The following is a 25,117-nucleotide window of genomic DNA, read 5'->3' as shown; positions in this document are numbered from 1 at the left end:
CGGTGGCGGTTCCGGTGGCGGCTCCGGTGGCGGCGGCCATGGCACCGGTGGTCACGGCAACGGCGGCGGCGACGGCAATGGCAACGGCAGTGGCGGCGCTGGAAACGGCGGGGCCAATGGCGTCGGCAATGGCAACGGGAACGGCAGCGCCGGCGGGAGTGGCAGCAACGGCGGCTCGGCCGGCGGCCATGGCCACTGACCGAAGCGCCGCCTGACCCGCTGCTGTCAGAGCATTTCGAGCGCGCGCTTGCTGCGCGGCGGACGGAAGTACCCGTCTAGCTGCGCGCGCTCGTCATCGCTCAACACGAGATCGAGCGCCGCGCGGTTGTCGCGCACGTGCTCGATCCGCGATGCCTTCGGAATCGCGAACACGCGCGGCTGGGCAAGCACCCAAGCGAGTGCGACGCGCGTGACCGACACGCCGCGCTGCCGCGCGATTTCATCGAGCGGCGAACGCTTCGGCAGCCGCCCGTGATCGACCGGACTGTAGGCCATCGCCGGGATCCGGTGGTCGGCCAGCCACGGCAGCAGGTCGAACTCCGGCCCGCGCCGCGCGATGTTGTAAAGGATCTGGTTGGTCGCGCACGCGCTACCGCCTGCGTCTTCGACGAGTTCGGCCATGTCGGCCGTATCGAAGTTGCTGACGCCCCAGTGGCGGATCTTCCCTGCCCTGCGCAGCGTCTCGAATCCTTCGACCGTCTCCTCGAGCGGCACCGAGCCGCGCCAGTGCAGCAGGTACAGGTCGAGATGGTCGGTACGCAAACGCTTGAGGCTCGCATCGCACGCGGCGACGACGCCGCGCCGGCTCGCATGATGCGGGTACACCTTGCTGACGAGGAACACGTCGTCGCGCAAGCCGTCGAGCGCTTCGCCGACGAGTTCCTCGGTCGCGCCGTCGCCGTACATCTCGGCGGTATCGACGAGCGTCATGCCGAGCGCGATGCCCTCGCGCAATGCGGCGATTTCGTCCGCGCGGCGCGCGGGCCGCTCGCCCATTTCCCAGGTGCCGAGGCCGAGCTTCGGAATCGTCTCGCCGTCCGGCAGGACGACCGTGGCGATCGTGTCTGTCATGCGCTCCTCGCTGCGGATTGATGGCCGCGCACGGCGGCCGAAGCATCAAATACGACGCATCAGTGTAGTCAATCGACGTGCCGTCCACCTGTTGCACGGCAAAAACCGGCTATAACGCCGCCGCATGATGACTTAGAATGGCCGGCAACCTGATCGATACCCATTCCATGAAGTCACCCACGGACGACCGCTGGCAGGACCTGCGCCCCGACCCCGACAACGACACGCCGCTCTACCTGCAGCTCGCCCGCAAGCTCGGCGATGCGATCCACGACAATCGCTGGACGGCCGGCGAGGCGCTGCCGTCCGAACGCGTGCTGTCCGAAGCGCTCGGCGTGTCGCGCATCACCGCGCGCAAGGCGATCGCGCTGCTGGTCGAGCAAGGCTTGATCCGCCGCACGCAGGGCGCCGGCAATTTCATCCAGCCGCGTTACGAGGATCCGCTGTCGCGGCTGTCGAGCTTCAGCGAGATGCTCGAGCGGCGCGGCTTCAAGCCGAGCTCGCAATGGCTCGAGCGCGAGATCCAGCCGGCGAATCGCGACGAAGTGATCCAGCTCGGGCTGTCGCCGGCCGCCTCCGTTACACGGTTGAAACGCCTGCGCCTTGCCGACGGCATCGTGATGGCCGTCGAGAACTCCACGTTCCCCGCCACGCTGATTCCCGATCCGCAGGCGATCGGCGGCTCGCTGTACAGCTACCTCGAAGCGCGCGGCACGCCGATCGTGCGCGCGCTGCAGCACTTCCGCGCGGTCAACGCGACCGACGAGATCGCGCAGCAGATGGGCATCGCGCCGCACGATGCGCTGCTGCTGATCACGCGGATCGGCTATACCGCCGACCAGCGTGCGATCGAGCTCACCGATACCTACTGCCGCAACGACTACTACGACTTCGTCGTCGAGCTGCGCAAGTAACGCCGGCTGCGCCGCCTGCGCTCACTGCCAGCGCGCCGCGTCCGTGCCGAGCGGCACGGGCGGCCGCGCGAAGCGTGCGGGCGTCGCCGACAGGCGCTCGGCCGGACGCACGGCATCGAGCGTGCCGAACGGCGACGCGATGCGCTCGAGCCGGTCGCGCACATCGTCGAACGCCCAATCCGGCGCATGCAGCCCGTCCGGCACCGCGCCGAACGATTGCAGCCAGCGCCCCGTCTGCGCGAGCGACAGCCGCACGTGCCAGCTTCCTCCTTCCGTCGCCCGCCGCGCGAGCGCGATCATCGCGCCGAACGCCGCGAGATAACCCGTCGCATGATCGAGCGCCTGGCACGGCAGGTGGCGCGGGCCGTCCGCGCGCGCGGCGTGCTGCTCGTGCCACGCGATGCCGCTGGCCGACTGCACGAGGCTGTCGAAACCGCGCCGCATCGACCACGGCCCCGCATGCCCGTACGCGGACACCGACACGCAGATGATCCCCGGCCGCAAGTCGGCAAGCGCTTGCGGCGAGAACCCGCGTGCCGCGAGCGCGCCGGGGCGATAGGCCTGCAGGAATACGTCGGCGTCGCACGCAAGTTCGCGCAGCGTCGCGACGCCCGCCGCCTCGCGCAGGTCGATCCACGTCGAGCGCTTGCCGCGCCCGTTGTCGATCACGAGCGACGCGATGTTCGGCAGGTGCGGGCCGTTGACGAGCAGCGTGTGCGCGCCGTGCGACGCGAGCGTGCGGCCCGCGACCGGCCCCGCGATGATGCGCGTGAGATCGAGCACGCGCACGCCCGCGAGCGGCTGGTCCGGCTCGCCGCGGCCGATCGCCTCGACCGGCGCATCGCCGATCCGCTCGATCTCGAACAGCGGCAGCGCCGCGAGCGCGTGTGCCTGCTCGTGCGCGGCCCATTCGTCAGGGGTTCTGATCAATGCCGCGCACAGGCCGGCGTCGGCCAGCGCGGTGTCGAGTGCCGCGCCGTCCCACGTGCGGATCGCGGCGGCAACGTCGTCGCGCTGCGGGCCGCAGCCGAGCACGTCGAGAATCCCGCGCAGGTGATGCGGAAAATTCGCATGCAGCTGGATCCAGCGCCCGTCGCGCGTGTCGTAGAAGCCCGTCACCGGATGACGCGGCTCGGGCGGCGGGCCGCCGTCCACGCGCAGGTAGCGCTCGCTGCGGAACGCGACGAGCGCGTCGCGCATCGACACGTCGACGCGCTGCGCGACGCCCGTGCGCAACCGGTGGCATTCGGCCGCCGCGAGGCCGGCGGCCGCGATCGTCGCCGCGGCGAGCGTGCCGACGTGGAACGTGGACGGCAGCGTCGGGTCCTGCCCCGTCACTGCGGCACGGGCCAGCGCGCCGGGCTCGCCGTGGGCGAGCTGCCATAAATGGATCAATGCGAGTTCGGGGGTCATGGTGAACGCGTGCCGTTGAGGAGATGCAATCGAGTCTAGAATTCGCGACTGGCGCGATCAATCTTGATAGCGCGAATCAATACATAACGAATAGTTGTAGCCGGGCCGCGCTTCATGCGTCCCGACAGGAGCGATCGGCATGACCTCCCTCAGCGCGCCGGAAGCCGCCGGCATCCTCGGTGTCAGCGTGAGCACCCTTTATGCGTACGTGAGCCGCGGCCTGTTGCGCTCGCTGCCCGACGGCGCGAGCAAGCGCCGCCGCTACGACGCGGACGAAGTGCGGCTGCTCGCGCGCCGCCGCGCCGATGCGAAACGCGCGGGCGGCGTCGCCGAACGCTCGCTCGACTGGGGCGTGCCGGTGCTCGAATCGCGGATCACGCAAATTGCCGACGGCCGGCTGCACTACCGCGGCGCCGATGCGATCGCGCTCGCAAACGACGCGACGCTGGAGGAAACGGCCGCACGGTTGTGGGATTGTCCGCCCGCGCGGCTCGCCGCCGCAACGCTCGCGTCGGCCGGTTTCGACGCCGCGCAGTGGGACGACTGGGCACGCCGCTGGACGCACGTCGCGCCGCTCGAGCGCACGCTGGTGCTGCTTCCGGCCGCGGCCGCATCGCTGCCGCGCCTGTGGGCGCAGGGGCGCGACGCGCAGTTCGAAGCGGCCACGCTGCTGTTGCGCGTGACGACGGCCGCGCTGGCCGGCAGCGCGCCAGGCGACGCGCCCGTCCATCGGCAGCTCGCTGCCGCGTGGCGCATCCGGCGGCGCGACGAAGCCGACCTGCTGCGCCGCGCGCTGGTGCTGTGCGCCGACCACGAGCTGAATCCGTCGACCTTTGCCGTGCGCTGCATCGCGTCGACCGGTACGCACCTGTTCGGCGCGATCGCGGGCGGGCTCGCGGCACTGTCGGGCCCGCGTCACGGCGGCGAGACGTTCCGCGCGGGCGCGCTGCTCGACGAAGCCGCGCGCACCGCCGACCTCGACCGCTACCTCGCGCTGCGCCTCGCGCACGACGAACGCACGGACGGTGCGCGCACGGCACTGTCCGGTTTCGCTCACCCGCTCTATCCCGACGGCGATCCGCGAGCACGCGCATTGCTCGACGCACTGCACGCGGCGCTGCCCGAACGCACGCCGCTGAAGCTCGCTCGCGCCCTCGCCGCGCGCGTGGAAGCGGCGACCGGCGTGCGGCCGGCGATCGATTTCGCGCTCGCGGTGCTGGAACGCACGCTGGCGTTGCCCGACGGCGCCGCGTTCACGCTGTTCGCGGCCGGCCGCACCGCGGGCTGGATCGCGCATGCGCTCGAACAGTACGCGGACGGCAAGCTGATCCGGCCGCGCGCACGTTACGTCGGCAGCGATGCGGCAGCCTGAGCGCGACCGCCGCGCCATGCGGCGAGCCGCCGCCACGCCGTCGGTGCGACCTGCACGGCGGGCGCCGTCTGCGGGCCGAACGCGAACACCGCGCCGCCCGCCGCCGCGCTGATCCATACCCGCATGCCGGGCAGCAGCGTCAGCGACTCGCCGGCGCGCAGCCAGTGATCGTCTGGCCGGCCCTCGACCGTCACCCACAGGCCCCCGTCCGCGACGTGCAGCGCGGTGCGATCGACGATCCGCCAGCGTGCGGCCGGTTCGTTGCCGTCCATTTCGTAGAGTCGCAGTTCGCGCATGGCCGCCTCCGGGTCGCGTGGCTTCGATGGCATCAGTATTTCGGACAGTGGCAACACACGGACAGATACGCCTGCAGACAGTTTCGACCGAACTGTACCGGTCCGCCAGCGGACGGGCGTCCGCGCGTGCCGTGTCCGGTTGGCCGACGCGGTGGGGCCCGATCCTGCACCGCCCAGCAGCATTGCCTACAATGGCGGCTGTCCCGCGCCACCGGTCCGCCCCATGTTCCAACGCCCGCCCGCCGCCGTTCCCGGCGAAAAGAACCTCACCGTGATGCTCTGGCTCGTAGCGACGGGCTTCTTCATGCAGACGCTCGACTCGACGATCGTCAACACGGCGCTGCCGTCGATGGCCGCGAGCCTCGGCGAATCGCCGCTGCGGATGCAGTCGGTGGTGATCGCGTATTCGCTGACGATGGCGGTGATGATTCCGGTCTCGGGCTGGCTCGCGGACACGTTCGGCACGCGGCGCGTGTTCTTCAGCGCGATCCTGGTGTTCTCGCTCGGCTCGCTGCTGTGCGCGAACGCGCATACGCTGCAGCAGCTGGTCGTGTTCCGCATCGTGCAGGGCGTGGGCGGCGCGATGCTGCTGCCGGTCGGACGGCTCGCGGTGCTGCGCACGTTCCCGGCCGAGCGCTACCTGTCCGCGCTGTCGTTCGTCGCGATACCCGGGCTGATCGGCCCGCTGATCGGGCCGACGCTCGGCGGCTGGCTGGTGAAGATCGCGTCGTGGCACTGGATCTTCCTGATCAACGTGCCGGTCGGCATCGCCGGCTGCATCGCGACCTTCTACTCGATGCCCGACTCGCGCAATCCGGCCGTCGGCCGCTTCGACCTGAAGGGCTATCTGCTCCTGACGATCGGGATGGTCGCGATCTCGCTGTCGCTCGACGGCCTCGCCGATCTCGGGATGCAGCACGCGGCCGTGCTCGTGCTGCTGATCCTGAGCCTCGCGTGCTTCGTCGCGTACGGGCTGTACGCGGTGCGCGCGCCGCAGCCGATCTTCTCGCTCGAACTGTTCAAGATCCACACGTTCAGCGTCGGCCTGCTCGGCAATCTGTTCGCGCGGATCGGCAGCGGCGCGATGCCGTATCTGATCCCGCTGCTGCTCCAGGTGAGCCTCGGCTATTCGGCGTTCGAGGCCGGGCTGATGATGCTGCCGGTCGCGGCGGCCGGAATGTTCTCGAAGCGGCTCATCACGCGGCTGATCACGCAGCACGGCTACCGCAAGGTGCTGCTCGCGAACACGATCATGGTCGGCGTGATGATGGCGAGCTTCGCGCTGATGCGCGACACGGTGCCGGTGTGGGTGAAGGTCGTCCACCTCGCGCTGTTCGGCGGCTTCAACTCGATGCAGTTCACCGCGATGAACACGCTGACGCTGAAGGATCTCGGCACCGGCGGCGCGAGCAGCGGCAACAGCCTGTTCTCGCTCGTGCAGATGCTGTCGATGAGCCTCGGCGTCACGGTCGCGGGCGCGCTGCTGGCCACCTTCACCGGGATGCTGCGCACGGTGACGCCGAGCAACACGCTGCCCGCGTTCCATGCGACGTTCATCTGCGTCGGGATCATCACGGCCGCGTCCGCGTGGATCTTCGCGCAGCTCGCGCCCGAGATTCGCGGCCGCGTGCGCAAGACCGACCCGTCCGAACGCGCGTGACGCAAGCAACGCGTGCGCTACGCGCCCCAGCAATCGCCACGGCGGCGCGCCGCGCACCATGTCGGTGCAGCGCGGCCGCACCACGCGGCGGCGGCGGGGCCGCGACGGCCCGCCGCACGGCGCGCGTTGCCGTGCATGCTTCTTGCTGGCCTATTCTGTAGGTAAACTGCCAGTCTTCCTTCGGCCGACAACATGAGCATGATCGACATCGATCCACCCGGCTTCCAGCCGCCCCGCCCCGTCGCCGGCGACGACGGCAAGCGGCGCACCGTGCTGTACGGCGCGTACACCGTGTTCAGCGTGTTCCAGCCCGTTTTCTCGGTGTCGCACCGCCGCGCGATCGGCTATCACGCGTCGCTGCGCGCGCACGACGAGGACGGCCGCCAGGTCGCGTCGCACGAGGTCTTCACGCAGGCGGCGCGGCGCGGCGACCTGCTCGAGCTCGGCCGGCTCGCCGAATCGCTGCATCTCGGCAACTTCCACGCGTTCGACAGCCACGACGAATGGCTCTTCCTGAGCCTGCATCCGGCCGCGCTGATGGACACCGTCTACGGCGACGCGCTGCTCGCGAACCTCAAGGCGCTCGGCCTGCCGCCGCACCGCGTGGTGCTCGAGGTGCCCGAGCAGGCGGGCGGCGAGACGCCGCGCTATGCGGCGATCGTCGACGGGCTGCGCAAGGCCGGCTTCCTGATCGCGCTCGGCGGCTTCGGCGCGAAGCATTCGAACATCGACCGCGTGTGGCACCTGCATCCCGACATCGTCACGCTCGACCGCGGCATCCTCGCGCAGGCGAGCGAGCACTCGCATCTGGAACGCGTGCTGCCGGGGCTCGTGTCGCTGCTGCACGAATCCGGCCAGCTCGTGCTGATGGGCGGCCTGTCGACCGAACGCGACGCGCTGATCGCGCTCGAATGCGACGTCGATTTCGTGCAGGGGCAGTATTTCGCGGGGCCGAGCGTCGATCCCGTGCAACCGCAGGCCGCCGCCGGCTGCATGGATACGCTGTCGGCCGCGTTGCGGCTGCGCGTCGCGCAACGCGAGCGCACGCAGGCCGAACGGCTCGCGCCGTACGTCGCCGCGCTGGAGGAAGCGAGCCAGAAGCTCGTCGCGGGCGAGCCGCTGATCGACGCCGCCGGCGCCGTGCTCGGGTTGCCGGAAACCGCGCGCTGCTTCCTGCTCGATGCATCGGGCCGCCAGATCGGCGACAACGTGCTCGCGCGCGGCAGCGTGTCGCAACGGGCGAAGCGCTTCCGGCCGCTGCTGCATTCGGAAGGCGCGAGCTGGGAACGCCGCCCTTACTTCATCCATGCGATGCGCGCGCCGGGCCGCGTGCATCTGACGCCGCCCTACCTGTCGATCAACGAAGCGCACCTGTGCGTGACCGCCTCGATCGCCGCGCCGGCCGCGACCGGCATGCAGGTGCTGTGCGTCGACATCAACTGGGAAGCGGCGCTCAACCGCGAATGACGGTGCGCGCCGCGCTCACGCGGCGCCATTGGCACGGCGCACGATCAGCCGGCGCACGCGCTTGCCGGACGACGCGCTGACCACCTCGTGTTCGTCGATCACGTGCATGCCGGTGCCGAGCGCCGCATGCATGCGCGCCGGAACACCCGGACCGGCGCGGCCGTCGCGTCAGACATGCGAATGCGCGCCGCCGTGCACGGGCCCCGCGCGCCGCTCGACTTCGCGGCGCACATCGCCGCGCAGGCCCGCGAAGAACGCGACTTCGGCGACGACGAACAGCGGCCCGACCATCAGCCCGACCAGATCGTCGACGAACGCGGGCTTGCGCCCCTCGAACCAGTGTCCGACGAACTGCACGATCCAGCCGACCACGAACGCGCCGATGCCGATGCCGAGCCATTGCGCGGTCGGCAGCAGCGCGAGCGTCTGCGCGGCCCACAGCCCGAGCGCGAACAGCGCGGTCATCACCACCCCGAAACGCAGGTCGAGGCGCAGGTAGAACACCACGAACGCCACGGCGAGCAGCAGCGCGGGCGACAGCGCGACGCCGGCCAGCGTGCCGAGCGCCGGCCGCGACAGCAGCACCTCGACCGCGAACACGATCATCGGAATGCCGACCAGATGCGTCGCGATGTTGCGCGCGTCGCGATGGTAAGCCGCATACTGGGAAAGGTGATCCTCGAGCGTCTTCATGGTGTCTCCGGAACGAGCATTGAGCGCTATGATGCGCGTCACGCCCGAGAACCTCTGTCAGCTACCCGACATCGCGTGCCCATGCCCTCGTCGCTCGCCCCGTACCTGCCGCAGATCGAAGCGCACCCGTGGTTTGCGGCGCTGCCGCCCGCGATGCGCGACGACCTGCTCGCCCGCGCCGCGCTGCGCCGCGTGCCGGCCGGCCACGCGCTGTTCCGCCGCGGCGACCCGCCATGCGGGCTGTATGCGGTGCTGACGGGTTCCCTCACCATAGGCGCGGTGGATGCGCAGGGCAAGGAAGCGCTGCTGACGGTCGTCGAGCCCGTCACGTGGTTCGGCGAGATCGCGCTGTTCGACGGCCAGCCGCGCACGCACGACGCGATCGCGCTCGATGACACGCTGCTGCTGCACGTGCCGCATCACGCGCTGCTCGCGATGCTCGACGCGACGCCGCAATACTGGCGGCAGTTCGCGCTGCTGATGGCGCAAAAGCTGCGCCTCAGTTTCCTGACCGTCGAATCGATGAGCGTGATGCCGGCCGCGCAGCGGCTCGCCGCGCGGTTGCTGATGATCGCCGACGGCTACGGCGGGATCAGCGCCGGCCGCACGCGTATCCGGCTGTCGCAGGAAAAGCTGGCGGCGATGCTATCGCTGACGCGGCAGACCACCAACCAGCTGCTGAAGGCGCTGCAGGCGGACGGCATCGTGCGGCTGCATGTCGGCGAGATCGAACTCGTCGACGTCGGCGCGCTGCGCCGCGCGAGCGGCCTGCCGGACGGTACGTACTGATCGCGCATCGACTGCGGACCGACCGCGCACCGACGCCGTCGCGCCATCGCCGCATTCCCGCCGTCATCGCTTCGCGCTATCGTGGCGGCTCATTCCCTTTTCCTCACCGCACACGCGCTTGAACACGTCGACCGTCACCGCCCCTTCCCGCCACGCGTGGCCCGTATTCGTCGCGTTCCTGCGGCTCGGCCTCACGTCGTTCGGCGGCCCCGTCGCGCATCTCGGCTACTTGCGCGATGCGTTCGTCACGCGGCGCGGCTGGCTGACCGAGCGCGCGTATGCGGATCTCGTCGGGCTGTGCCAGTTCCTGCCCGGGCCGGCGAGCAGCCAGGTCGGGATGGCGATAGGCCTGTCGCGCGCGGGCTATGCGGGGATGTTCGCCGCATGGCTCGGCTTCACGCTGCCGTCGGCGCTGCTGATGATGCTCTTCGCGCTCGGTGTGCACGCGACCGGCACGCCGCTCGCGGCCGGCGCGCTGCACGGGTTGCGCATCGTGTCGGTCGCGGTGATCGCGCAGGCGGTGTGGGGCATGGCGCGCACGCTGTGCCCGGATGCGCGCCGCGTCACGCTGATGGCCATCGCGGCCTGCATCGCGCTCGTTGCGCCGACCGCGTGGCTGCAGGTGATCGTGATCGCCGCGGCCGGCGCCGCCGGTCTCGTGCTGTTGCCGCAGCCCGAGCGCGCCGCGCACGAGCCGCTGCCGCTGCACGTGTCGCACCGTGCGGGCGCGCTGTGGCTCGTGCTGTTCGCCGCACTGATCGTCGCGTTGCCGTTTGCAGCCGGCGCGCTCCATTCGCACACGCTGGCGGTGGTCGATGCGTTCTTCCGCACCGGTGCGCTGGTGTTCGGCGGCGGTCACGTCGTGCTGCCGCTGCTGCAGGCCGCGGTCGTCGCACCGGGCTGGGTCGGTGATTCGGCGTTCCTGGCCGGCTACGGTGTCGCGCAGGCCGTGCCGGGACCGCTCTTCACCTTTTCCGCATTCCTCGGTGCATCGCTGCGCGACGCGCCGAACGGCTGGCTCGGCGGGACGATCGCGCTCGCGTCGATCTTCGCGCCGTCGTTCCTGCTCGTCGCGGGCACCGCGCCGTTCTGGGAACGCCTGCGCCGCAGTACGCGCATGCAGGCCGCGCTCGCGGGCGTGAACGCGGCCGTCGTCGGGCTGCTGCTCGCGGCGCTCTATCACCCGGTGTGGAGCGAGACGATCGTGTCGCCGCGCGATTTCGCGGCGGCGCTCGTCGCGTTCGTCGCGCTCGCGTTCTGGCGCGTGCCGCCGTGGGCCGTCGTGATCGCGAGCGCGGCGCTTGGCTGGTTGTCGACGATGGTCGCCTGATTCGTCGAAGGCAGCGCACCGAGTCGTTTCACGCCTGACAAAAACAAAAAAGCCCTCGTGACGAGGGCTTTTTCGTTCTAGGGTGCCGCGCGCCGCAACGGCGCGCAGGCCGCCCGGACTTACGCGAAGTTCTTCGCTGCGAAGTCCCAGTTCACGATGTTCCAGAACGCTTCGACGAACTTCGGACGTGCGTTGCGGTAGTCGATGTAGTACGCGTGTTCCCACACGTCGATGGTCAGCAGCGGCTTGTCGGCCGTCGTCAGCGGCGTGGCGGCGTTGCTCGTCGACACGATGTCGAGCGAACCGTCGGCCTTCTTCACGAGCCATGCCCAGCCCGAACCGAACGTGCCGACCGCGGCCTTCGAGAACGCTTCCTTGAACGCGTCGTACGAACCCCACTTCGCGTTGATCGCGTCGCCCAGCGCGCCCGACGGTGCGCCGCCGCCGTTCGGCGACAGGCTGTTCCAGAAGAACGTGTGGTTCCAGATTTGCGCGGCGTTGTTGAAGATGCCGCCCGACGACTTCTTGATGATCTCTTCCAGCGGCAGGTTTTCGAATTCCGTGCCCGGGATCAGATTGTTCAGGTTCGTCACATAAGCCTGATGGTGCTTGCCGTAGTGGTACTCGATCGTCTCTTTCGAGATGGTCGGCGCGAGTGCGTCTTCAGCGTACGGGAGCGGCGGGAGCGTATGAGCCATGGCGATTCCTTCGTTGAGTATGTAGGGAGGCTGTGTTGAATGCTGCCGAGCGTCCGATTGTAGGCGAGTCCGAATATCCCCGCAAACTCACGGGCATTTATCCGCGGTATGCAGAAAATCGGCGCTGGCGCTTCACCCGACAGGACGACACGGCGACGCGCAGCATCCGTTCCCGCGCTCGGCGCACCCGATGTGCGCGGCGCGTGCGGACGCCGGCCGCGTAACCTGCGTTTCGCTTACGCCGCGCGCATCACATCGAGTCGGTCAGCCGCGGCTGCACGTCGGCGAGCGACACGTCGGCCGAGCCTTCGGCAAGATGCACGGTCAGGCGGCGCTGCGGTTTGAGCGCATTCGGCGCGCGCACCGCGCGGCCCGTCTGCGTGTCGATCAACGCCGCGTAGCCGCGCTCGAGCGTGCGCTGCGGGCTCAACACCTCGAGCCGCGCCGCACAGGCCGACACGCGTGCGGTGTCACGTTCATGACGGCGCTGCAGCGCGACCGTGAGACGTTGCGACAGCCCGGCGAGCGCATGGCGCGCCTGCGCCGGGTCGGGCCGCGCACGCTGCCAGCGCAATTGCGCGAGCGCGAAACGCGCGCGCGCGTCGCGCACCGGCCGCGACGCCGCCGACGCGAGCCGCACCGTCAGTTGCTGGATATGCGTGCGCTGCCGCTGCAGCCGCTCGGCCGGGCTGACGAGCCGGCGCGCGAGCCAGTCGAGCTGTTGCGCACGCTGCTCGAGGCCGCGTTCGAGGCAGCGCGCCAGCGCACGCTGCCGCTCGGCGACCTCGCGCAACAGCAATGCGCGCTGCGGGCTCGCGAGTTCGGCCGCGCCGGTCGGCGTGGGCGCGCGCAGGTCGGCCGCGAAGTCCGCGATCGTGAAATCGGTTTCGTGGCCGACGCCGCTGACGACCGGCAGGTCGCTCGCCGCGATCGCACGGGCGAGCGCTTCATCGTTGAACGACCACAGATCCTCGATCGAGCCGCCGCCGCGACAGACGAGCAGCACGTCGACCTCGCGGCGCGCGTTTGCCGTCTGCACCGCCGCGACGAGCTTTTCGGCCGAGCCCGCGCCCTGCACCGGCGCCGGATAGACGATCACCGGGATGTGCGGCGCGCGGCGCGCGAGCGTGGTCAGCACGTCGCGCAGCGCGGCGGCCTGCAGCGACGTGACGATGCCGATCGCGCGCGGGTGCGCCGGCAGCGGCCGCTTGCGCTCGGGTGCGAACAGCCCTTCGGCCTCGAGCTGCGCCTTCAGGCGCAGGAATGCCTCGTACAGGCGCCCTTGCCCGGTGCGCCGCACGGCCTCGACGTTGAGCTGCACTTCGCCGCGCGGCTCGTACATCGTGACGACCGCGCGCACCTCGATCCGGTCGCCTTCGCGCGGCGTGAATTCCGCGTACTGCGCGCGACCGCGGAACATCACGCAGCGCATCTGCGCCTGCTGGTCCTTGATCGAGAAATACCAGTGGCCGCTCGCGGCGCGCGTGAAATTCGACACTTCGCCCGAAATCCACAGCAGCGGAAACGAGCGCTCGAGCATCGTCGAAATCGCGCGGTTGAGCGCCGAAACGGGAATCACTTCGTCGCCGCCGCGCGTAGCGCCGGGCGCGGAAAAAGAGGAGTCGGAAAACATGGGCGATCGGATGAGTGCTGGCGGCGACACGATAGTCCGACACGCGCGCGACGTCCAGCGTCGAGCGTGCGCGCCGCGCAGTGCGAAATGTGTCCACACTCTGGCAATCGTCCGCCAAAAACAGTTGAAAACCGCGGAAAAATCCAGACGATTCCGCATAACGCGTTGATTCTTATCGATTTTTAAACATTACGGTTCCGTTCGCCGCCGATTCGATGTCCGCCCGACGGGCGTTTGACGCGGACGGGCCGAGAGTTTTTCACAGACTTATCCACAGCCCGCGTCCATCCGGCCCCATCGGGTGCATAGTCCGGCCGCGCTTGCCGCGCCCGCGTGCGGCGCGCTAGAGTGCCGCCTTCCGAAGACCTTGCGGCATGCGCCGCCCAACGGAGAATCCGCCTTGATCAATCCGTCCCACGCCGCGGCGCACGACGCGCGCCGCCCGGCCCGATGAGCGCGCCCGGCGGCCCGCTCGCGCGGCTCGAAGCGCGGCTCACGCGCGAATGGCAGCGGCGCGGCGCACTCGCGTGGGCGCTCACGCCGTTCGCGTGCGTGTTCGGCCTGTGCGCGGCGCTGCGCCGCACTGCCTATGCGCAGGGCTGGAAGCAACCGGTCGACGTCGGCGTGCCGGTCGTCGTGGTCGGCAACGTGACCGTCGGCGGCACCGGCAAGACGCCGACCGTGATCGCGCTGGTCGATGCGCTGCGCGCGGCCGGTTTCACGCCGGGCGTCGTGTCGCGCGGCTACGGCGCGAACGTGAAGGCCCCGACCGCGGTCACACCTGCGTCGCGCGCGAGCGCGGCCGGCGACGAACCGCTGTTGATCGCGCGCCGCACCGGCGCGCCCGTGTGGGTGTGCCCGGATCGCGTCGCAGCCGCGCAGGCGCTGCGCGCCGCGCATCCGGACGTCGACGTGATCGTCAGCGACGACGGCCTGCAGCACTATCGCCTCGCGCGCGCGGTCGAGCTCGTCGTGTTCGACCACCGGCTCGGCGGCAACGGCTTCCTGTTGCCGGCCGGCCCGCTGCGCGAGCCGCTGTCGCGCCACCGCGACGCGACGCTCGTCAACGATCCGTACAGCGGCACGCTGCCGCCGTGGCCCGACACCTATGCGCTCGCGCTGAGCCCGGGTGCCGCGTGGCATCTCGACCAGCCGGCGCTGCGGCGCCCGCTGTCGCAGTTCGCGAACGAGCGCGTGCTCGCCGCCGCCGGGATCGGCGCGCCGGAGCGCTTTTTCGCGACGCTGCGCGCGGCCGGCCTCGCCCCGGCGACGCGCGCGCTGCCCGACCATTACGCGTTCGCCGACAATCCGTTCGTCGACGATGCAGTCGATGCGATCCTGATTACCGAGAAGGATGCAGTAAAATTGGGTGCTTCCTGGCGCGACGCTCGGCTGTGGGTCGTCCCCGTCGAAGCCGCGCTCGATCCTCGCCTCATTGCCCTCGTTGTGGAGAAACTCCGTGGACGCTCGCCTGCTTGAAATCCTTGTGTGCCCTATCTGCAAAGGCCCGCTCCACTACGACCGCGCCGCGCAGGAGCTGATCTGCAACGCGGACAAGCTCGCCTACCCGATCCGCGACGGCATCCCCGTGATGCTCGTCGACGAAGCGCGCCAGACCGTCGAAGGCACGCCGGTCGACCCGGCCGGCCCGGCCGGCAGCTGAACGCCTGATCGCTGCACCGGCATGCGCCCGCGGCTCGCCGCGCCCGCGTGCCGAGGCCTGCCGGGCGGCCGGCGTTCGATGTGCCGCCCGCCCCGCCCCCGCTCTTCTCACCGCCCAACCCCGATGACTCATCCGCAGCCCTTCATCGCCGTCATTCCTGCCCGGCTCGCGTCGACGCGCCTGCCGAACAAGCCGCTCGCCGATCTCGGCGGCAAGCCGATGGTCGTGCGCGTCGCCGAGCGCGCACGCGAAGCGGGTGCGCAGCAGGTGCTCGTCGCGTCCGACGCGCAGAGCGTGCTCGACGCGGCGCGCGAACACGGTTTCGAAGCGGTGCTCACGCGCGCCGATCATCCATCCGGCACCGACCGGCTCGCGGAAGTCGCGGCGACGTTCGGGTGGAGCGACGACACCGTCGTCGTCAACGTGCAGGGCGACGAACCGCTGATCGACCCGGCGCTCGTGCGCGACGTAGCGTCGCACCTCGCCGCGCATCCGGACTGCGCGATCGCGACCGCCGCGCACCCGATCCACGACGCCGCCGACGTGTTCAACCCGAACATCGTGAAAGTCGCGCTCGATGCGCGCAACGTCGCGATGTACTTCTCGCGAGCACCGATTCCGTGGAGCCGCGACGCGTACCTGCCGCACTGGCCCGACGTCTCAGCCATGCCAGCACCGGCGTTTCCGGTGCATCGACACATTGGTCTCTACGCGTATCGCGCGCGTTTCCTGCGCACCTATCCGTCGCTCGCGCAGGCGCCGATCGAGCAGGCCGAGCAGCTCGAACAGCTGCGTGCGATGTGGCACGGCGAGCGCATCGCGGTGCTGATCACCGAGCATGCGCCGGAAGCCGGCATCGATACGCCGGCCGATCTCGCACGCGTGCAGGCCCTTTTTCGGCCGACTTCAAAATAACCCGTGGCATAATCAGGCGATTGTGCGAGCCGTCCGCGACCCGCGCGTTCTCGCTTGACCCCGCCACGGCCCGCTCCGGCAGCCGCGCGTCGCTTTCCGCCGACGCGCCGCGTCAGACCGATGCGCCGCGCGCCAGGCAAGCCCCGCGCACGCTGTCGCCGACGCTTTTGCGTCTCGCCACACGAATCTACATACTGGAGATATCACCATGCGTTTGATCCTGTTGGGCGCGCCCGGCGCGGGAAAGGGCACCCAGGCAAACTTCATCAAGGAAAAGTTCGGCATCCCGCAAATCTCGACGGGCGACATGCTGCGCGCGGCCGTCAAGGCCGGCACGCCGCTCGGCGTCGAGGCGAAGGGCTACATGGACGCCGGCAAGCTCGTGCCGGACGCGCTGATCATCGGCCTCGTGAAGGAGCGCCTGAAGGAAGCGGACTGCGCGAACGGCTACCTGTTCGACGGCTTCCCGCGCACGATCGCGCAGGCTGACGCGATGAAGGAAGCCGGCGTCGCGATCGACTACGTGCTGGAAATCGACGTGCCGTTCTCGGAAATCGTCGAGCGCATGAGCGGCCGCCGCACCCACCCGGCATCGGGCCGCACGTACCACGTGAAGTTCAACCCGCCGAAGGTCGAGGGCCAGGACGACGTAACGGGCGAACCGCTGATCCAGCGCGACGACGACAAGGAAGAAACCGTCCTGAAGCGTCTCGAAGTGTACGAAGCGCAGACCAAGCCGCTGATCACGTACTACGGCGACTGGGCGCAGCGCGGCGAGGAAAACGGCCTGAAGGCTCCGCAGTATCGCAAGATCTCGGGCCTCGGCACCGTGGATGAGATCCGCGAGCGTGCATTCGACGCACTGAAGTAAGCACCGAAGCACTGCGTCGTGCACCCGCAAGCCGCCCTTCCCGGGCGGCTTTTTTTGTCTGGTTCAGTCGTTTCGTCTGGCTTCGATCCGCACGACCGTGCCGGCCTGGCCGGCGCCCGACGGCGGGTTCGAGACGCCGATGCTGCCGTTCCCGCCGCGGCTCGGCAAACCGGACGAATACGCGCTGCTGGTGCGCCAGATCGTCGAGAACCCGATGCTCGACGGCGAAGTGATCCGCCTCGACGGCGCGATCCGGATGCAGCCGAAATAACTGCAAACGACTGCAAACAAACAACAACGCCCGCGATGCGGGCGTTCTTCATGGTGCTGCGGGTTCCGGCGGCGGCTCAGTCCTCGCCGTCGCGCTGCATCCGCTGCCGCAATTCGGTGACCTGCGATTCGACGACGGTCGCGTCTTCCGCATCGGGCCGCTCGCCGAGATACTGCTCGAGATCCTCGAGCGCCGGGCGCAGGTAGTCGAGCCGCGCATACGCGAAACCGCGGTCGCGCACTTCGTCGAGCTGTTCCGGCAGCAGGATCACGAGCCGCTGCTGGACGGCGAGCAACCGCTGCCAGCGTTCCGTCTGCAGATAGATCGTCTTCAGGTTGCGCAGCATCCGCGCGATGATCTCGCGGCTCGTGGCAGGCTGCAGCAGCGCGCGCAACGCGCTGTCGACCGCGCCCGCCGCCCGCGCGACGTACGGCTCGAGCATCTCGACCATCTCGGCTTCCGACAGCGAATGGCCGTTGGTCGGATCGATGATCAGGTCGCCGTCCGGCAGCGTCACGCGCAGCAGGAAGTGGCCGGGGAACGACACGCCGCGCGCCGGCACGCCGATCTGCTCGGCCAGCTCGAGATACAGCACCGACAGCGAGATCGGAATCCCGCGACGCCGCTTCAGCACCGCGTTCAGGTGGCTGTTATCGGGGTCGTAGTAATCGTTGTGATTGCACGCGAAGCCGAGTTCGCGGAAGAAGAACTCGTTGAGCGCGGCGACGCGGTCCTTCAGGTCCGCATCGTCGGTGAGCCGGCGGCGCAGCCGCGCGGCCAGCATGTCGAGTTCGGCCAGCGTGCCCTGCAGGTCGAGGTCGGGATACGCGTCCTGTGCGAGCGACAGCGCGGTCTCGGTGACGGGCAGACTGTCGTCGTCCGCCACGAGCGTGCTGAAGTAGTCGAGGACGCGGGTCATTGCGGTCGTCACTTGGCGCGCCTTCTGAAGTAAGCGTATTTGAAGCCCATCACCCACAACATACCGAAATATAGTGCAGCGAACAGCACGAGGCACGCGGCCATCAATGCGACGCGATCGAGCGGCTGCGCGCGCATGCCGGTCCAGTCGAAGCTGATCGCGCACCAGTGCATCAAGCCCGCGAGCACGAGCGCCGCGCCGATCAACTGCACGAAAAAGCGCGGCCAGCCCGGCGACGGCTGGTAGATGCCGCGCTTGCGCAGCCCGAGGAACAGCAGCAGCGAGTTCAGGCACGCGCCGACGCCGATGCTCAGCGTGAGCCCCGCATGGCCGATCAGCGGCACGAACACGTAGTTCGAGAGCTGCGTGACGATCAGCACGCCGATCGCGATCTTCACCGGCGTCTTGATGTCCTGCTTCGCATAGAAGCCCGGCGCGAGGATCTTGATCAGGATGATGCCGACGAGGCCGATCCCGTAGGTCGCGAGCGCGCGCGAGACCATCGTCACGGTATGCGCGTCGAACTTGCCGTAGTTGAAGAGCGTCGCGGTGAGCGGCGTCGCGAAGAAGAACAGCGCGAGCGCGCTCGGCGCCGCGAGCAGGAACGTGACGCGCAGCCCCCAGTCGAGCAGCGCCGAATATTCATGCGTATCGGCGTCGACGTGCGCCTTCGACAGGCTCGGCAGCAGGATCGTGCCGAGCGCGACGCCGAGCAGCGCGGTCGGGAATTCCATCAGGCGGTCGGCGTAGTTGATCCACGACACCGCGCCCTGCCCGAGCCGCGATGCGATGTTGGTGTTGATGATCAGCGACAGCTGCGCGACCGACACCGCGAACGTCGCGGGCACCATCTTTGCAAGCACGCGCTTCACACCGGGATGGCGCAGCGCGCGCACCGGGTTGACGCCGATCAGCGGCACCATGTCGATCTTCTTCAGGCCCGGCAGCTGCACGAGGAACTGCAGCACGCCGCCGGCGATCACGGCCCACGCGAGCGCGAACACCGGCACCTTCAGATGCGGCGCGACGAACACGGCCGCGGCGATGAACGCGACGTTGAGCAGCACCGGCGCGAACGCCGGCAAGGAGAAGCTCTTGTAGGTGTTGAGCACGCCGGACGCGAGCGTCGTCAGCGAGATGAACACGATGTACGGGAACATGATCCGCGTCATCGTGACCGCGAGCGGGAATGCCTGCCCGTCGGTGTGCAGGCCGGACGCGACCGCGAACACGACCCACGACGCGCCGGCGATGCCGAGCACCGACAGCGCGGCGAGCGCCCACGCGAGCACGGTCGACATCGCGTCGACGAGCGCCTTGGTCGCGTCGTGCCCTTGCTGGTTCTTGAACTCGGCCAGGATCGGCACGAACGCCTGCGAGAACGCGCCTTCGGCAGAGAGGCGGCGCAGCAGGTTCGGAATGCGGAAGGCGACGTAGAACGCGTCGGTGTATTGACTGGCGCCGAACGCACGGGCGATCAGCGTCTCGCGGGCCAGTCCGGTCACGCGCGACAGCAGCGTGAAGCCGCTGACCGTCAGCAGGGCTCGGAATAGATTCATGGGGCGCTTATTATACGGACGTTGCGTGTCCCGGCACGGGCGGATGCGAAATGCACGTGCGTTGCCGGCGCCCCGCCCGGCCGATGTCACGCGGAACTTGCCATAGGCTTGATTTTGTTGCTATAATCGCCGGTTTCTGAGCCTGTACATGCACGGCGCCTGTCGTTTTCATGTCTCGGCCTCGGTTAAAATCACCGTTTTTTATGCGCCCCTGGGCAATCGCTCTCAGGGGACGGATCGAAAAGCAGCGCTTGGCCGTCAGGCTCCAAGCTCTGGAAACAGGACAGGATAAGGAACCGTCATGGCTAACTCCGCACAAGCACGCAAGCGCGCCCGCCAAGCCGCGAAGGCAAATTCGCACAACTCGGCGCTGCGCTCGAAATTCCGTACCGCGATCAAGTCGGTCCGCAAGGCTGTTGAAGCCGGCGACCAGGCTAAGGCTGCCGAGCTGTTCAAGGCTGCCGTGAAGACGATCGACACGATCGCCGACAAGAAGATCGTTCACAAGAACAAGGCCGCTCGCAGCAAGAGCCGCCTCGCCGCAGCCGTCAAGGGCGTGCAGGCAGCAGCGTAAATCTGGCGCGCCCGCTTCGGCGGGTGCTCCTGTTTCCTGCGATCGCAAAAAAGCCCGCCTAGGCGGGCTTTTTTGCTGTGCATCGCGCGCGCAGCGCATCGAATGGATCGCCGCGCGCGGGCGCGGCATGTGCGCGCCCGTCGAGTTCACTTCTTCTCGTGGTAGTCCGGCAGTTCGCACGCCTCGGTCACGACGAGGTTGTTGTCCTTCGCGAAGTTCAACACGAAATCGAACGCCATCGGCTCGACGTCGCGCAGCCTCGAATCGAGGATCACGCATTTCAGATCGCCGAGCATCGTCGGGCGCACGTACAGCGAATATTTCAGGCGCGCATTCGGCCCGCTCGCACCCGGCCCGAAGCAGGCCATCACGCCGGCCAGACGTTCCGACCAGTCGCTCGGGCGAAACTTTTTCCCGTCTTTCGTGATGCCCTGGATGAAGAATTCGGTCGGAGGGGTTTCAGCCATGTGGTTACCCAAGTGACGGCCCGGCGATGTCCAGGCGACGGCGCCTGGATACGCGAACACAAAGCTGGAGGGACGGCCGCACACGCGCTCCGATATCCCGAAAACGGGCCGTCGCTGCGTGCCGCCGGCGCGCCGCACCGGATGTGTGCAGCGCATGGCTTGTGTCCGGCAGAGCGCGAAAAGGCTTGCCTGCCGGGCTGGAGAAAACTTTTGAATTATACCGCAGTGCGGCATCGAGCGCCGTCTCGCGGCCCCTCTTCCGACGCCCGTCCGCACGCGTTGCGATCGCGCCCCGGTTATCGCCGCGGCTCGTCAAAGCACAGAAAATCCTTTATGCTGCTTTGAGTTATCCACACCCGACGGCGGCGCCGTCCGGCCCCGCGGCCGGTCCGACCCGCCGTATCTCGTTTCATGACCGCCAAAACCATTCGTCACTACCTGCAGTTCAAGGATTTCTCGCTGGAAGACTACGAGTACGTGCTCGAACGCACGGGTATCCTGAAGCGCAAGTTCAAGAACTACGAGACCTATCATCCGCTGCACGACCGCACGCTCGCGATGATTTTCGAGAAGAGCTCGACGCGCACGCGCCTGTCGTTCGAAGCCGGCATCTTCCAGCTCGGCGGCCACGCGGTGTTCATGAGCACGCGCGACACGCAGCTCGGCCGCGGCGAGCCCGTCGAAGATTCGGCGCAGGTCATCTCGCGAATGGTCGACATCATCATGATCCGCACGTTCGAGCAGGACGTGATCACGCGCTTCGCGCAGAACTCCCGCGTGCCGGTGATCAACGGCCTGACCAACGAATACCACCCGTGCCAGGTGCTCGCGGACATCTTCACGTACTACGAGCACCGCGGCCCGATCGCCGGCAAGACGGTCGCGTGGGTCGGCGATGCGAACAACATGCTGTACACGTGGATCGAGGCCGCGCAGATCCTCGGCTTCAAGCTGCGCCTGTCGACGCCGCCGGGCTATGCGCTCGACATGAAGCTCGTGTCGCCGGACAGCGCCCCGTTCTACGAAGTGTTCGACGATCCGAACGAAGCGTGCAAGGGCGCCGATCTCGTGACGACCGACGTGTGGACGAGCATGGGTTTCGAAGCCGAGAACGAAGCGCGCATGCAGGCATTTGCCGACTGGTGCGTCGACGAGGAAATGATGGGTCACGCGAATGCGGACGCGCTCTTCATGCATTGCCTGCCGGCACACCGCGGCGAGGAAGTGACGGCCGGCGTGATCGACGGCCCGCAGAGCGTCGTGTGGGACGAGGCGGAAAACCGCCTGCACGTGCAGAAGGCGCTGATGGAGTTCCTGCTGCTCGGCCGTCTCAAGCACTGACCCCGGTACACCGTACTTACGTACTTACGCACCGCCGGCATCCCCGGCGGCACGCGAAAAAAAGCGCCGATCGTCGATCGGCGCTTTTCGTTTGCGCAGTTGAAAACGAGGTCGACGGCCGCGCTACACGCACACCGGCTCGGGTTCGAGCTCGACGCCGAAGCGCGTGCGCACGTCGTCCTGAATTGCGCGCGCCAATGCGAACACATCGGCACCCGTCGCACCGCCGCGATTGACCAGCACGAGCGCCTGCCGGTCGTGCACGGCCGCAGCGCCGAGCGCGCGCCCTTTCCAGCCGCACTGATCGATCAGCCAGCCGGCCGCGAGCTTCACCTGCCCGTCCGGCTGCGGATACGACACGACGTCCGGCGCGCGCGCGCGCAGCGCATCGAACTGCGCGACGTCGATCACCGGATTCTTGAAGAAGCTCCCGGCATTGCCGAGCACGAGCGGATCGGGCAGCTTCGCGCGGCGGATCGCGACGACCGCGTCGAACACGTCGCGCGGCGTCGCCGCATCGGGAGCAATGCCGCGCGCGTCGAGCTCGCGCGTGACGTCCGCGTAGCCGAGCCGCGGCGTCCATTGTTTCGGCAGCCGGAACGTCACCGACACGATCGCGAAGCGGCCGCGCCCTTCCCGCTTGAAGAAGCTGTCGCGATAACCGAATGCGCAGCGCGCGGCGTCGAAGCGCTCGCTGCGCCCCGTCGCGAGCTCGACGGCGACCAGCGAATCGAAGTACGTCTTCATCTCGAGGCCATACGCGCCGATGTTCTGGATCGGCGCGGCGCCGACGGTGCCCGGAATCAGCGCGAGGTTCTCGAGGCCCGGCATCCCGTGCTCGAGCGTCCATGCGACGAATGCGTGCCAGGTCTCGCCGCCGCCGGCCTCGACGTACCATGCGTCGTCGTCCTCGCGCACGATGCGGCGGCCGGCGATCTCGTCGAGCAGCACGACGCCGTCGAAATCGCGCGTGAACACGACGTTGCTGCCGCCGCCGAGCACGAGCTGCGCCAGCGGCGCGACGCGCGGGTCGCGATGCAGCGCCGCGAACTGCGCGGCATCGGTGATGCGGGCGGCGAAACGCGCGGTCGCGGCGATGCCGAACGTGTTGTGCGCGGCGAGCGGATAGTCGGGGAGCAGCGACAGGGCGGAATCGTCAGGAGGCATCGGCATTCGCGGTCACGTCCGCCGGCGGCGGGCGCAACGGCCGGCCTTGGGCAAACGGAGGGGCATCGGTAAAATGGCAAACAGTCCGCAATTATAGCGAGTGCCCGCGCGCGAGCCGGGCGCCCGCACCTCAAGGGAGAATGCCATGCCATCGTTCGACGTCGTTTCCGAAGCGAACATGATCGAAGTGAAGAACGCCATCGAGCAGTCGAACAAGGAAATTTCGACGCGCTTCGACTTCAAGGGCTCCGACGCACGCGTCGAGCAGAAGGAACGCGAGCTGACGCTGTTCGCCGACGACGATTTCAAGCTCGGCCAGGTCAAGGACGTGCTGATCAACAAGCTCGCGAAGCGCAACGTCGACGTGCGCTTCCTCGACTACGGCAAGGTCGAGAAGATCGGCGGCGACAAGGTCAAGCAGGTCGTCACCGTGAAGAAAGGCGTGACGGGCGACCTCGCGAAGAAGATCGTCAGGCTCGTGAAAGACAGCAAGATCAAGGTGCAGGCGAGCATCCAGGGCGACGCGGTGCGCGTGGCTGGCACCAAGCGCGACGATCTGCAGAGCGTGATCGCGATGCTGCGCAAGGACGTGACCGACACGCCGCTCGACTTCAACAACTTCCGCGACTGATCGACGCGGTCGACGGCGTGCTCGGCCGCGCCGTCAGCGATTCACGCCGCGCCGCCGGGCGCCTCACACGAGGCGCGCCGGTGGGCGGCAGCGGCACACCCCGTTGCTCAGGCCTTCCCGCCGTCCTGCGCGCCGCCGTCGGCCGCCGCCTTCTTCTTGTCGCCGATCCGGCTTTCCTGCCCCGCCAGCAGCTTCGAGATGTTGCCGCGGTGACGCCACACGAGCAGCACGCTCATCGCGAGCACGGCCCACGCGACCGGGTTGTGGCGCGTACCGAACAGGAACACGTCGAACACCGGTGCGAACACGGCCGCCACCAGCGCCGCGAGCGACGAATAGCGGAAGAAGAACGCGACGATCAGCCAGGTCAGCGCGGTCGCGAGGCCGAGCACCGGGTGCACGGCGAGCAGCACGCCGGCCGCGGTCGCGACGCCCTTGCCGCCCTGGAAGCGGAAGAACACCGGATACAGGTGGCCGAGGAACACGGCGATCGCGACCCACGCGACGGCGACGTCGGGCAGCCCGAAGCGCCGCGCGAGCCAGACGGCGAGCCAGCCCTTGAACGCATCGCCCAGCAGCGTCAGGATCGCGGCCTTCTTGTTGCCGCTGCGCAGCACGTTGGTCGCGCCGGGATTCTTCGACCCGTACGAACGGGGATCGGCCAGGCCCATCGCGGCGCTGACGACGACGGCGAACGACACCGAACCGATCAGGTAGGCAACAAGTGCGGCGAGCAGGATCTGCATGCGGAGAACTCTTCTTTCAACGTATCGATGAAGGGACGGCCGGGCGCGCCCGGCCGAAACGGCGCCCATTCTACCGAACGGGCGAGGCCTGCCACGAAGGTGAAACCCTCAGTCGACGCTCGCGCACTGCACGGGCGTCGCGCCGAGCAGCGTCGTGAGCACCGCCGGCGCGAGGCTGACGAGATAGCCGCGGCGGCCGCCGTTCAGGTAGATCGTCGGCAGCTCGAGGATCGTCGACTCGACGTACACGGGCATCGTCTTGCGCGTGCCGAACGGCGACGTGCCGCCGACCAGGTAGCCCGAATGGCGGTTCGCGACGTCGGGCTTGCACGGCTCGACGCGCTTCGCGCCGATCTGCCGCGCGAGATTCTTGGTCGATACCGTGCGATCGCCGTGCATCAGCACGATCAGCGGCTTCGCGTGCTCGTCCTCCATCACGAGCGTCTTCACGACGCTGTGCTCGTCGACGCCGAGCTGGCGCGCCGACTCGCCGGTGCCGCCGTGCTCGACGTAGTCGTACGGATGCTCGTCGAACGCGACGCCGTGGCGGCGCAGCAGCTGGGTCGCGGGCGTCTCGGACACGTGTCTGGATTTGCTCATGGCGGCATTTTAATGGCGAACGACCGGCGGACGCGATCGTGCTGTCGTGCTGTCGTG

The 25,117-nt window shown here is 68.7% G+C and carries 26 protein-coding genes and 2 pseudogenes; 15 read left to right on the top strand and 13 right to left on the bottom strand.

What is annotated here, in order from left to right:
- A partial coding sequence (locus C7H84_RS37165) for a hypothetical protein (protein WP_240462031.1) occupies positions 1-199 on the top strand: 199 nt, incomplete at its 5' end.
- 26 nt (positions 200-225) lie between these two features.
- Here the strand turns inward: C7H84_RS37165 and C7H84_RS15165 are convergent.
- A complete protein-coding gene (locus C7H84_RS15165) occupies positions 226-1,071 on the bottom strand; it encodes an aldo/keto reductase (RefSeq protein WP_121859543.1) in 846 nt (281 codons plus the stop codon).
- A gap of 167 nt (positions 1,072-1,238) precedes the next feature.
- Between C7H84_RS15165 and C7H84_RS15160 the strand changes: the two genes are divergently transcribed.
- Positions 1,239-1,985, top strand: a complete 747-nt coding sequence (locus tag C7H84_RS15160; RefSeq protein WP_121859677.1) for a GntR family transcriptional regulator — start codon at positions 1,239-1,241, stop codon at positions 1,983-1,985.
- 21 nt (positions 1,986-2,006) lie between these two features.
- On the opposite strand, the gene C7H84_RS15155 is transcribed toward C7H84_RS15160, so the two are convergent.
- Positions 2,007-3,398, bottom strand: coding sequence for a CoA transferase (locus tag C7H84_RS15155; protein WP_121859542.1), 1,392 nt, complete (start codon positions 3,396-3,398; stop codon positions 2,007-2,009).
- Between the two features lie 139 nt (positions 3,399-3,537).
- On the opposite strand from C7H84_RS15155, the gene C7H84_RS15150 reads away from it, so the two are divergent.
- Positions 3,538-4,770, top strand: a complete 1,233-nt coding sequence (locus tag C7H84_RS15150) for a citrate/2-methylcitrate synthase (protein ID WP_121859541.1) — start codon at positions 3,538-3,540, stop codon at positions 4,768-4,770.
- Here C7H84_RS15150 and C7H84_RS15145 read toward each other — a convergent pair.
- Entirely contained in the window at positions 4,743-5,066 is a 324-nt protein-coding gene (locus tag C7H84_RS15145; RefSeq protein ID WP_121859540.1) for a DUF2917 domain-containing protein, read from the bottom strand. The two genes, C7H84_RS15150 and C7H84_RS15145, sit on opposite strands and share 28 nt — an antisense overlap.
- A 223-nt stretch (positions 5,067-5,289) precedes the next feature.
- On the opposite strand from C7H84_RS15145, the gene mdtD reads away from it, so the two are divergent.
- Together mdtD and C7H84_RS15130 are read left to right on the top strand one after the other, a co-directional pair.
- On the top strand, positions 5,290-6,726 hold the full coding sequence (mdtD, locus tag C7H84_RS15135; protein ID WP_121859538.1) for a multidrug transporter subunit MdtD: 1,437 nt from the start codon (positions 5,290-5,292) through the stop codon (positions 6,724-6,726).
- 192 nt (positions 6,727-6,918) lie between these two features.
- Positions 6,919-8,193, top strand: coding sequence for an EAL domain-containing protein (locus C7H84_RS15130; protein WP_121859537.1), 1,275 nt, complete (start codon positions 6,919-6,921; stop codon positions 8,191-8,193).
- Positions 8,194-8,208: 15 nt separating this feature from the next.
- On the opposite strand, the pseudogene C7H84_RS15125 reads toward C7H84_RS15130, so the two are convergent.
- Positions 8,209-8,331, bottom strand: a pseudogene (locus tag C7H84_RS15125) (SAM-dependent methyltransferase); the annotation flags it as partial.
- Positions 8,332-8,361: 30 nt separating this feature from the next.
- The gene (locus tag C7H84_RS15120) at positions 8,362-8,886 is read right to left on the bottom strand and encodes an Mpo1-like protein (protein WP_121859536.1); all 525 of its coding nucleotides are present in this window, start codon (positions 8,884-8,886) and stop codon (positions 8,362-8,364) included.
- An 81-nt stretch (positions 8,887-8,967) separates the two neighbouring features.
- Between C7H84_RS15120 and C7H84_RS15115 the strand changes: the two genes are divergently transcribed.
- Positions 8,968-9,675: a Crp/Fnr family transcriptional regulator gene (locus C7H84_RS15115; RefSeq protein ID WP_121859535.1), complete on the top strand. Its 708-nt coding sequence runs from the start codon at positions 8,968-8,970 to the stop codon at positions 9,673-9,675.
- Positions 9,676-9,793: 118 nt separating this feature from the next.
- Positions 9,794-11,005 carry a chromate efflux transporter gene (chrA, locus tag C7H84_RS15110; protein ID WP_121859534.1) on the top strand — a complete coding sequence of 404 codons (1,212 nt, stop codon included), beginning with the start codon at positions 9,794-9,796 and terminating at the stop codon, positions 11,003-11,005.
- A gap of 119 nt (positions 11,006-11,124) precedes the next feature.
- Here the strand turns inward: chrA and sodB are convergent, their stop codons facing one another.
- Entirely contained in the window at positions 11,125-11,703 is a 579-nt protein-coding gene (sodB, locus tag C7H84_RS15105) for a superoxide dismutase [Fe] (RefSeq protein WP_121859533.1), read from the bottom strand.
- 250 nt (positions 11,704-11,953) lie between these two features.
- Positions 11,954-13,336: an exodeoxyribonuclease VII large subunit gene (xseA, locus tag C7H84_RS15100; RefSeq protein WP_121859532.1), complete on the bottom strand. Its 1,383-nt coding sequence runs from the start codon at positions 13,334-13,336 to the stop codon at positions 11,954-11,956.
- A gap of 450 nt (positions 13,337-13,786) precedes the next feature.
- Here xseA and lpxK point away from each other — a divergent pair, with 450 nt between their 5' ends.
- From lpxK to C7H84_RS15075, 5 genes and pseudogenes are all read left to right on the top strand, one after another.
- Positions 13,787-14,815: a tetraacyldisaccharide 4'-kinase gene (gene lpxK, locus C7H84_RS15095; protein ID WP_121859531.1), complete on the top strand. Its 1,029-nt coding sequence runs from the start codon at positions 13,787-13,789 to the stop codon at positions 14,813-14,815.
- The gene (locus C7H84_RS15090; protein ID WP_006750935.1) at positions 14,796-14,999 is read left to right on the top strand and encodes a Trm112 family protein; all 204 of its coding nucleotides are present in this window, start codon (positions 14,796-14,798) and stop codon (positions 14,997-14,999) included. Before lpxK ends, C7H84_RS15090 begins: the two co-directional genes overlap by 20 nt.
- A gap of 123 nt (positions 15,000-15,122) precedes the next feature.
- The gene (kdsB, locus tag C7H84_RS15085; protein ID WP_121859530.1) at positions 15,123-15,914 is read left to right on the top strand and encodes a 3-deoxy-manno-octulosonate cytidylyltransferase; all 792 of its coding nucleotides are present in this window, start codon (positions 15,123-15,125) and stop codon (positions 15,912-15,914) included.
- 208 nt (positions 15,915-16,122) lie between these two features.
- Positions 16,123-16,785: an adenylate kinase gene (adk, locus tag C7H84_RS15080; protein WP_121859529.1), complete on the top strand. Its 663-nt coding sequence runs from the start codon at positions 16,123-16,125 to the stop codon at positions 16,783-16,785.
- Positions 16,786-16,930: 145 nt separating this feature from the next.
- Positions 16,931-17,056, top strand: a pseudogene (locus tag C7H84_RS15075) (3-hydroxyacyl-CoA dehydrogenase); the annotation flags it as partial.
- Positions 17,057-17,132: 76 nt separating this feature from the next.
- Here C7H84_RS15075 and C7H84_RS15070 read toward each other — a convergent pair.
- Positions 17,133-17,975 carry a SirB1 family protein gene (locus C7H84_RS15070; protein ID WP_121859676.1) on the bottom strand — a complete coding sequence of 281 codons (843 nt, stop codon included), beginning with the start codon at positions 17,973-17,975 and terminating at the stop codon, positions 17,133-17,135.
- Between the two features lie 8 nt (positions 17,976-17,983).
- A complete protein-coding gene (gene murJ / locus C7H84_RS15065; protein WP_346428384.1) occupies positions 17,984-19,579 on the bottom strand; it encodes a murein biosynthesis integral membrane protein MurJ in 1,596 nt (531 codons plus the stop codon).
- A gap of 256 nt (positions 19,580-19,835) precedes the next feature.
- Between murJ and rpsT the strand changes: the two genes are divergently transcribed.
- Positions 19,836-20,108: a 30S ribosomal protein S20 gene (rpsT, locus tag C7H84_RS15060; protein WP_121859527.1), complete on the top strand. Its 273-nt coding sequence runs from the start codon at positions 19,836-19,838 to the stop codon at positions 20,106-20,108.
- Positions 20,109-20,254: 146 nt separating this feature from the next.
- On the opposite strand, the gene C7H84_RS15055 is transcribed toward rpsT, so the two are convergent.
- Complete coding sequence (locus tag C7H84_RS15055) at positions 20,255-20,575, bottom strand: DUF3579 domain-containing protein (RefSeq protein WP_044848570.1); 321 nt, start codon at positions 20,573-20,575, stop codon at positions 20,255-20,257.
- A 411-nt stretch (positions 20,576-20,986) separates the two neighbouring features.
- On the opposite strand from C7H84_RS15055, the gene argF reads away from it, so the two are divergent.
- Entirely contained in the window at positions 20,987-21,916 is a 930-nt protein-coding gene (gene argF / locus C7H84_RS15045) for an ornithine carbamoyltransferase (protein ID WP_121859526.1), read from the top strand.
- 123 nt (positions 21,917-22,039) lie between these two features.
- Here argF and murB read toward each other — a convergent pair whose 3' ends face one another.
- Complete coding sequence (murB, locus tag C7H84_RS15040; RefSeq protein ID WP_121859525.1) at positions 22,040-23,089, bottom strand: UDP-N-acetylmuramate dehydrogenase; 1,050 nt, start codon at positions 23,087-23,089, stop codon at positions 22,040-22,042.
- A gap of 139 nt (positions 23,090-23,228) precedes the next feature.
- Between murB and C7H84_RS15035 the strand changes: the two genes are divergently transcribed.
- Complete coding sequence (locus tag C7H84_RS15035; RefSeq protein WP_014896235.1) at positions 23,229-23,714, top strand: YajQ family cyclic di-GMP-binding protein; 486 nt, start codon at positions 23,229-23,231, stop codon at positions 23,712-23,714.
- Positions 23,715-23,821: 107 nt separating this feature from the next.
- Here the strand turns inward: C7H84_RS15035 and plsY are convergent, their stop codons facing one another.
- Both plsY and ybaK read right to left on the bottom strand, forming a co-directional pair.
- Positions 23,822-24,460 carry a glycerol-3-phosphate 1-O-acyltransferase PlsY gene (plsY, locus tag C7H84_RS15030; RefSeq protein WP_121859524.1) on the bottom strand — a complete coding sequence of 213 codons (639 nt, stop codon included), beginning with the start codon at positions 24,458-24,460 and terminating at the stop codon, positions 23,822-23,824.
- A 108-nt stretch (positions 24,461-24,568) separates the two neighbouring features.
- Positions 24,569-25,060 (bottom strand): Cys-tRNA(Pro) deacylase, encoded by a 492-nt coding sequence (gene ybaK / locus C7H84_RS15025; RefSeq protein ID WP_121859523.1) that lies wholly within the window; start codon positions 25,058-25,060, stop codon positions 24,569-24,571.
- Between the last annotated feature and the right edge of the window lie 57 nt (positions 25,061-25,117).

This window comes from Burkholderia sp. Nafp2/4-1b, assembly GCF_003635165.1.
GTDB lineage: Bacteria > Pseudomonadota > Gammaproteobacteria > Burkholderiales > Burkholderiaceae > Burkholderia.
Note: the sequence above shows the minus strand (reverse complement) of the source record. Positions and strands in the feature narration are given on the sequence as shown.

What these genes read in the sequence shown, in the direction of transcription:
- C7H84_RS15165 (WP_121859543.1), bottom strand. Translation starts at nt 1,071, where the DNA reads ATGACAGACACGATCGCCACGGTCGTCCTGCCGGACGGCGAGACGATT.
- C7H84_RS15160 (WP_121859677.1), top strand. Translation starts at nt 1,239, where the DNA reads ATGAAGTCACCCACGGACGACCGCTGGCAGGACCTGCGCCCCGACCCC.
- C7H84_RS15155 (WP_121859542.1), bottom strand. Translation starts at nt 3,398, where the DNA reads ATGACCCCCGAACTCGCATTGATCCATTTATGGCAGCTCGCCCACGGC.
- C7H84_RS15150 (WP_121859541.1), top strand. Translation starts at nt 3,538, where the DNA reads ATGACCTCCCTCAGCGCGCCGGAAGCCGCCGGCATCCTCGGTGTCAGC.
- C7H84_RS15145 (WP_121859540.1), bottom strand. Translation starts at nt 5,066, where the DNA reads ATGCGCGAACTGCGACTCTACGAAATGGACGGCAACGAACCGGCCGCA.
- mdtD (WP_121859538.1), top strand. Translation starts at nt 5,290, where the DNA reads ATGTTCCAACGCCCGCCCGCCGCCGTTCCCGGCGAAAAGAACCTCACC.
- C7H84_RS15130 (WP_121859537.1), top strand. Translation starts at nt 6,919, where the DNA reads ATGAGCATGATCGACATCGATCCACCCGGCTTCCAGCCGCCCCGCCCC.
- C7H84_RS15120 (WP_121859536.1), bottom strand. Translation starts at nt 8,886, where the DNA reads ATGAAGACGCTCGAGGATCACCTTTCCCAGTATGCGGCTTACCATCGC.
- C7H84_RS15115 (WP_121859535.1), top strand. Translation starts at nt 8,968, where the DNA reads ATGCCCTCGTCGCTCGCCCCGTACCTGCCGCAGATCGAAGCGCACCCG.
- sodB (WP_121859533.1), bottom strand. Translation starts at nt 11,703, where the DNA reads ATGGCTCATACGCTCCCGCCGCTCCCGTACGCTGAAGACGCACTCGCG.
- xseA (WP_121859532.1), bottom strand. Translation starts at nt 13,336, where the DNA reads ATGTTTTCCGACTCCTCTTTTTCCGCGCCCGGCGCTACGCGCGGCGGC.
- lpxK (WP_121859531.1), top strand. Translation starts at nt 13,787, where the DNA reads ATGAGCGCGCCCGGCGGCCCGCTCGCGCGGCTCGAAGCGCGGCTCACG.
- kdsB (WP_121859530.1), top strand. Translation starts at nt 15,123, where the DNA reads ATGACTCATCCGCAGCCCTTCATCGCCGTCATTCCTGCCCGGCTCGCG.
- adk (WP_121859529.1), top strand. Translation starts at nt 16,123, where the DNA reads ATGCGTTTGATCCTGTTGGGCGCGCCCGGCGCGGGAAAGGGCACCCAG.
- C7H84_RS15070 (WP_121859676.1), bottom strand. Translation starts at nt 17,975, where the DNA reads ATGACCCGCGTCCTCGACTACTTCAGCACGCTCGTGGCGGACGACGAC.
- rpsT (WP_121859527.1), top strand. Translation starts at nt 19,836, where the DNA reads ATGGCTAACTCCGCACAAGCACGCAAGCGCGCCCGCCAAGCCGCGAAG.
- C7H84_RS15055 (WP_044848570.1), bottom strand. Translation starts at nt 20,575, where the DNA reads ATGGCTGAAACCCCTCCGACCGAATTCTTCATCCAGGGCATCACGAAA.
- argF (WP_121859526.1), top strand. Translation starts at nt 20,987, where the DNA reads ATGACCGCCAAAACCATTCGTCACTACCTGCAGTTCAAGGATTTCTCG.
- murB (WP_121859525.1), bottom strand. Translation starts at nt 23,089, where the DNA reads ATGCCGATGCCTCCTGACGATTCCGCCCTGTCGCTGCTCCCCGACTAT.
- C7H84_RS15035 (WP_014896235.1), top strand. Translation starts at nt 23,229, where the DNA reads ATGCCATCGTTCGACGTCGTTTCCGAAGCGAACATGATCGAAGTGAAG.
- plsY (WP_121859524.1), bottom strand. Translation starts at nt 24,460, where the DNA reads ATGCAGATCCTGCTCGCCGCACTTGTTGCCTACCTGATCGGTTCGGTG.
- ybaK (WP_121859523.1), bottom strand. Translation starts at nt 25,060, where the DNA reads ATGAGCAAATCCAGACACGTGTCCGAGACGCCCGCGACCCAGCTGCTG.